This is a genomic window from Halorientalis litorea, assembly GCF_023028225.1.
GTDB classification, from domain to species: Archaea; Halobacteriota; Halobacteria; order Halobacteriales; family Haloarculaceae; genus Halorientalis; species Halorientalis litorea.
Genome location: NZ_CP095484.1, coordinates 103595 through 109717 on the forward strand (window position 1 = coordinate 103595; position 6123 = coordinate 109717).

Consider the following 6123-nt stretch of genomic DNA (forward strand, 5'->3'; position numbering starts at 1 on the left):
ATCTTGGACTGTCTGACGGTGACGAAGTACTCCCTCCACAGGTCCCGGACGGATCGACAGTTGCGTGTCCAGTTTGCGGCGAGGAGATGTCAGTGGTCCGGTCCTACAACCGCGGGAGCACGTTCGTCTCTCGGCACTTCAGTCACAAGGGCGGCGGGAAAGGAGATGGCAGCGGAGCCGGTAGTGGTGATGGTGACTGCCCAGGGGAGTCCGAAATCCATCACAAGATGAAGGCCATCGCATACGCGCGCCTGGAAAACGACTACCCGGAGGCGACTATTGAACTCGAGTCCGACCTCGAGGGACGCATTCCTGACGTGCTATTGGAATTCCCCGAGCCGTGTGATCCATACGGCAAGGGAATTGCAGTTGAAGCCCAGTACCGGAATAAGGGAAAAGACAAGGAAGCAGTCGTAGCGCACTATCTTGATCGGGAGTACAGCGTTGCCTGGCTCGAGGAAGACGACTTTACGACTCACGATGTTGACCTCTCCGGCATTCTCTCGGTGTGGCCGTACGCCCTCCCGGACCGATACGGGACGGAGGGGTATCCCGACGTGACGCGGTGGCTCTGGCAGAAGAAGAACCCAACTGTAGAGATTGAAGTCCCGATTCCTGCAGACTACTGGATGTCGTTCGACAAGTCGGGAGAGTGGGTTACTATCGCGGAGAAAAACATCAAGCGACGAGGAAGCGCTCGAATTTCCAGAACGCCAGACGGGCATCTAACGTTCTCACTTGGGAAGGCAAAGAGCTGGGGCGAAAGCGAGTCGCTTTCCGTACAGGTTGTTCCTAATGACGTTGTGAAACTCAGGTCCTTTGCCGATGATTTGGAGCGAAAGGCGTTCGGGGAGGACCGACCGTCACCGGAAGAGTGTGATCCAGAGTGGCATGAACTCAGTAAGAGATGGTTGGAGGGATCGCCAACCGTGACGGCATGGATAACAGCTGCACTACCGGACCCAAATGGAGACTCCGATGTCGTGGTGACGCTGTGGAAGAAGCAGAAGGAAACGGAACGTGTGGCGATGAAAGTTGAATCGTATGCTGCGGAAAATCTACGCGACCTCGCAGATCTTCTTGACCGAGCCTTCGAGATTGAGAAGAGCTGAGCCCCGCTAAATTAGTACCCTTAGGACACTTCCACGACTTGATCGTTAGGATCGCCAATAATGCGTAGTTCAGTATCAACCGCCTCTAACCACTCCTTACAGGTCAGGAGTAGCGTATTGATGTTAGCCCGTGTTCGGGCCTTGTCGTGGTCCAGTCCAGGTTGAACGATATACACTCTGAAGTCCCACTCGTTCGGCTGAAATCTTGTCTCGATTTCATCGAATCCCTCTTCATTCAGTTTGAACCCCTCTACACCAGTATTCTCTTGACGATAGCGAATCCGCTTTGGAAGCCCACTGTTCCTAATCCACGCTATACTCCGGAATACCTGATCAACAACATCACGAACGTCTTCGAGACGCGCTCCACTTTTCTTGCTTTTTTTGCATGCCTTGCAGTGGTAGAGGCTAATGCGCTTTTGAGACGGCTCGAACTGAACATAGTCTGCTATCTCACCGGTCGTATGATCACGGAACAGAATTTGTTCACTCTCACCGTTTGCCTCGATAAAGTTCTCTACCCAGGCGTGAACATGAATGAGTCCCTCGGCATCTGTGTCATCATCATCAAATGAGTATTCTCCCCACGTAGCACATCCCGACCAATCGATCTTCGATTCTTCAACAAAACAAGTCAACGGAACCTCTGAAAGTTCTTGTTTGACCTTGTGTCCGCGCCCGTTATACACTAAGGTCCCGTCACCTGTACAGAAGTACAACGGATAACGGTTGAAAAACATCTCACCGGTCAATTCGCTGGTCTGGTCCCTACTGACTATCCTGAACTGACAGTTAGCGAGTTGACCGGTCAGTTCATTATCTGCGATATTGTACGTGCCAGATAGCGACTGCGCTGTCTCATATGGAGTATAGGAGAATTCGACAGCAGTGGGCTCATCGGTCTGGTAAGTGAGGTCTCTTAGAGCAGATTCCTTCACGGGCTGCCATCCACCCTCCTCGTGTACTTCGCTTGTATTAATCTCAACATCGAGTTGTTGAAGCGTAGGATTGAGAGTCCCGTATACTGGATCTGCAGGGAACTCGTCGATTCGGCGAACCTCCCCTAACCCAAGTTTAGGTGCGACAGATTCGGATTCATATTTCTCAAGTTTGCCCGCGAGACCCTGACACCACGAAATGAAATCACCAATTCCCTCCCTACCAGTGGACCAAACACGCCCCTGATCATTGCTAATGCCAATGATCTCTTCATCAACCTCTGCAACTGCATGGCCTTGAGCGAAGGCCTGTGTATCTGTTTGCCTCACAGCTCCCTCCACCCGGTCACCAAGATACATTTTATAGGAAGGGAGACTCCCAGACGGCCCCAGTGCGTTGGCTAGTCCTGCAACTTGGTACTCAATATCGACCTCTGCCTGCAGCATTCGGACGAGTGATTCACCGCCGTAGATTTCAATTTCATCGGATACTATCTGGCTACGAATACGGTCAGATAGCTCATCGGATGAGGAAGCTTCAAACAGAGTCTCGGTTTCGTCGTGATAGTAGTAGAGATGGAGGTCATATTGACGGTAGTCAAGCGGAGTTCTAGTCCCCCAGGTCGGTTTATCGATTTTCTCGGTGATCAGCCCAAGAAACACCTCGTCGGATCGGGGCAGTTTGTAGACGATAGTGTCATCGTCAAGTGAAACGTCAGCTACCAAGTCGACGTCAGACTCCGTACTCTCGTAAAGTCGAGTGCTGCGGTATGGTTGGAGGTCTTGCTCATTGACGCCTCGAAGCGCATCTTGTCCGGCAGTAGTCGCTGCTACGTTTGTCTCAATATATTTGTCGACAAGTTCTGGAACGAGCTGACGCCAGCCTGCATCCTCATGATACAATCGCTTGACGACATCATCAACCCCGGCCTCACGCAACTTGTCTGGGTCAGCGATAACTGTTGCAGCGACATCCGAATCTTCCGCAGGTCGAGTGACACGGCCAATTAGTTGGAGTGTGAAAGCAAACGACTTCGGGGGCTGATGAAGCACTGCAACCTTCAGATCCGCAATATCGACCCCCTCACCGAGCATCCCAACAGCAACGACCCCGTCAAGTTCTCCATCTTGAAGTGCGCTGATCGTCTCTGCATTTTGTTTGGACGTCCGGTCCGAATGAATCGCCTCAACATCAAGCCCATGGCTGCTGTAGACATCTTCCAAACCTTGAGCAGTAGAGATTTTATCACACCGTACTAGAAGCTTAGCACTGGAGTAGTCCGTTCTAATATCTGCCAGCTCGGTAGCCGCTGCTACTGCCAATTTGCTATCCGGATCGTCAGCACGATACGTCGAAACTTCAGTCAAAGACAATGGTTGATATAATCGTTCTTCCATCGCGTTGCTCAGAGGATAGTGATACACCATCCGGCCCGGTAGCGTCTGTCGGTCACGACGGAATGGAGTCGCAGTCAACAATACCCGCTTAGCACTGTCTACGGTCTCGAGTAGCTCCATCCAGCTGGGAGCTCTGATGTGATGTGCCTCATCGAAAAAGACGAGATCAAATTTCTCTTCAGGAGGACTGACAATAGAATCTGAGTACTGGTCCGAGTCATAGACCTTGCTGATATTGTGAGGGAGAGTAACTACAACATCCTCATCCAATTCGTCCCAGGTCTCCTCGTCGGTGACTCTTGAGGTAACTGTTGCAACAGAAGGGGTCTCCAGTTTGTCATCAACAACGCCAGCTTGTCTCAGGCCATCTAGCTGTTTGAATTTCGCTGCGGTTTGGGTACGAAGCACGTCAGATGCAGTCACGACGAGTACTTGCTTCTCGCTCAGTCCAAATGCCAATAACATCATCAGCGCTGTCTTCCCAGAACCAGTCGGCATTGACACCAGTGCTGGCTCATCTTCGTATGCCGTGAAGTGGCTCTTGACGCCCCAGAACCCACCTGCTTGGCAGGATCTTATTCCCTCAATTCCTTCCGAGCCGAACTGCTGAAAATCAATCTGGTCAGCGTGATCGGCGAAGTAGCCCATTCATTACTGTCAATAAAGAGAATATGTAATGAAGCTACTGTTGGGACCTGCTGACGAAGGCGTCCTTAATCCTCAAATGATTACAGTGTCCGGCTGTTCTACTTCGTATTCGCTGTGATATCGAATAATATCCGCGACTAACCGACTTTCTGTTGAAGGCGGGCGTAGACCGCGATATGGACTATACACCGATCCTAACAGCCGGTGAGTGTCACGTTGATCTGCGGAGAGCTAATAACACCAGAATCCTCCGGAACTGTAGGCCGCTAATCCCCATCTGTCTTTGTATAGCGACATATGATATATCCAATACTGAGGCAATACAGCATCTATTTTCGGTGTTCACACAGACTCCAACAGTCTGTTTGTCCCCAAAACCTATATCCTATTTGTGAGAAACTCGCTACCAGCCAAATATGCCGGGCTTAGAATTGGAAACCGACTCAGCGAGGCGTCTATCCCTGATTCCTAACCTCGAACAGCGGACACCGTGGAGGATAGCACTGTGAACGACGTAACGACACCAGGGAGTGACCGAGACTGGGAGGACGTCGACAACGTCTCGTGGACCCTCCTCGATCTCGACGAACTCGTCGACGCGTACTGGGCTATCGTCGCTCCGGTGATGGAGACAGACGGGCTCGATCCAAAACAAGAGAAACCGACACACGGCTGGCTTCGCGACCACGGCTTTCGGCCGCTCCTCTATGCCCTACGGGAGTATCATGACAGGACCTTCGCAGAGTTTTGGCGCGAGGACCTCGAGCTCGACGCCGTAGAATCGGGCTACGACTGGGCAACCGACCACGAACGGACGATCGAGGCACTCGAGTCCTTCCTCACGTCACGGCGAGAGCGCAAGGGCCTTACAGACTCGTCAATCGATACCCTCCGCTACCGATTGAATCGCTATGTTGCCGCCTACTGCGAGGAAAATGACACCGATGACCTCGTGACCCCCGTCGCTCGGGATAGTGATATCCCAGACTACAAAGCAGTCGATGCGTGTTGGGCAGCGTTCGACCGCCTGCACGCGGATCTCGACGGTGGGCAAACCAAACGCCGGATTCATCTCGCGGTTTCGAACTGGTATGCGCATCTGGTGCGTCGGAAATGGGCTGCGGTGAACCCCGCTAACGGCCTCGACGACGAGTTCGACTGGTCGAACGGTAATGACGATGACACGGATACACCATGTCTCGCCACCGAGCACGTTCGCGCACTCTACAAGGCGGCAGACGACCAGGAGGACCGCCTTCTGGTACTCGCCCTGTGTGCATGGGGTCTTCGTCCGAATGAGGTGGCTAGCCTACGAGCGCGTCAATTCGTCCTTGACGTATCTACCGACGAGATTCCGTATATTACGTTCGAGGAGCGGAAGAACGGGCCCGGCGAGGTGTCACTCCTCTACGGTAAAGAGGTGCTCGAGAACCGCCTCACAACGTTTGCTGATCACGATGACTGGAGCGGGAACCTGTTTCCATCACCACACGCCTCAGGCGGCTCGATTTCCCGATGGACAGTCTGGAACCGTTTCACACAACTCGCTGACCGAGCGGGCCTTCCTGACGAGATCGGGGGTGTGTCACCCTCGCCAAAGATGGGTCGACGCTTCTGGTATGACGCCTATTCCTCGTCACTCGACGTCGTCCTCGGAAGCCTCGATGAGATTGCGGCCGAACAAGGAAGTGCGAGTGCCGACGTCGTATTGCAGAATTATCTCTCAGATTCGCGGGCCCGGAAGCTTCGTCGAGAGTATATGCGGGACCAGCTAGCTGCCGCCTTCGGGGAGGAGTGACTGCGCCAGAGTGATCTCATCCGTGTCTGTTATCCGGTGAACGGTTGAGGACATAGCTCAGTGAATCACAGAGTCAGTGAATCAGTGAATCAAAGAGTTATTGAGTGATTGATTTTAGGATTCAGTGAATAATAGAGGAGCGCTGAGAATATGTGAGGCACTAAATCAATGAATCAGTGAATCAAAGAGATAGAGATTCAATGAATCACCTACCACGAGAAGTACAGAG

Annotated in this window: 3 protein-coding genes; 2 read left to right on the top strand and 1 reads right to left on the bottom strand. The window is 52.5% G+C overall.

Annotated elements, in window-relative coordinates:
* Positions 1-86: 86 nt before the first annotated feature.
* Positions 87-1112: a competence protein CoiA family protein gene (locus tag MUG95_RS16140; RefSeq protein WP_247010688.1), complete on the top strand. Its 1026-nt coding sequence runs from the start codon at positions 87-89 to the stop codon at positions 1110-1112.
* A 20-nt stretch (positions 1113-1132) separates the two neighbouring features.
* Here the strand turns inward: MUG95_RS16140 and MUG95_RS16145 are convergent, their stop codons facing one another.
* Entirely contained in the window at positions 1133-4096 is a 2964-nt protein-coding gene (locus tag MUG95_RS16145) for a DEAD/DEAH box helicase (RefSeq protein ID WP_247010689.1), read from the bottom strand.
* 505 nt (positions 4097-4601) lie between these two features.
* Here MUG95_RS16145 and MUG95_RS16155 point away from each other — a divergent pair.
* A complete protein-coding gene (locus tag MUG95_RS16155) occupies positions 4602-5894 on the top strand; it encodes a tyrosine-type recombinase/integrase (protein ID WP_247010690.1) in 1293 nt (430 codons plus the stop codon).
* Positions 5895-6123: the final 229 nt, after the last annotated feature.

Bases quoted from the DNA above. Each gene is read 5' to 3' on its own strand.
- MUG95_RS16145 (WP_247010689.1), bottom strand. From the start codon at position 4,096: ATGGGCTACTTCGCCGATCACGCTGACCAGATTGATTTTCAGCAGTTC.
- MUG95_RS16140 (WP_247010688.1), top strand. From the start codon at position 87: ATGTCAGTGGTCCGGTCCTACAACCGCGGGAGCACGTTCGTCTCTCGG.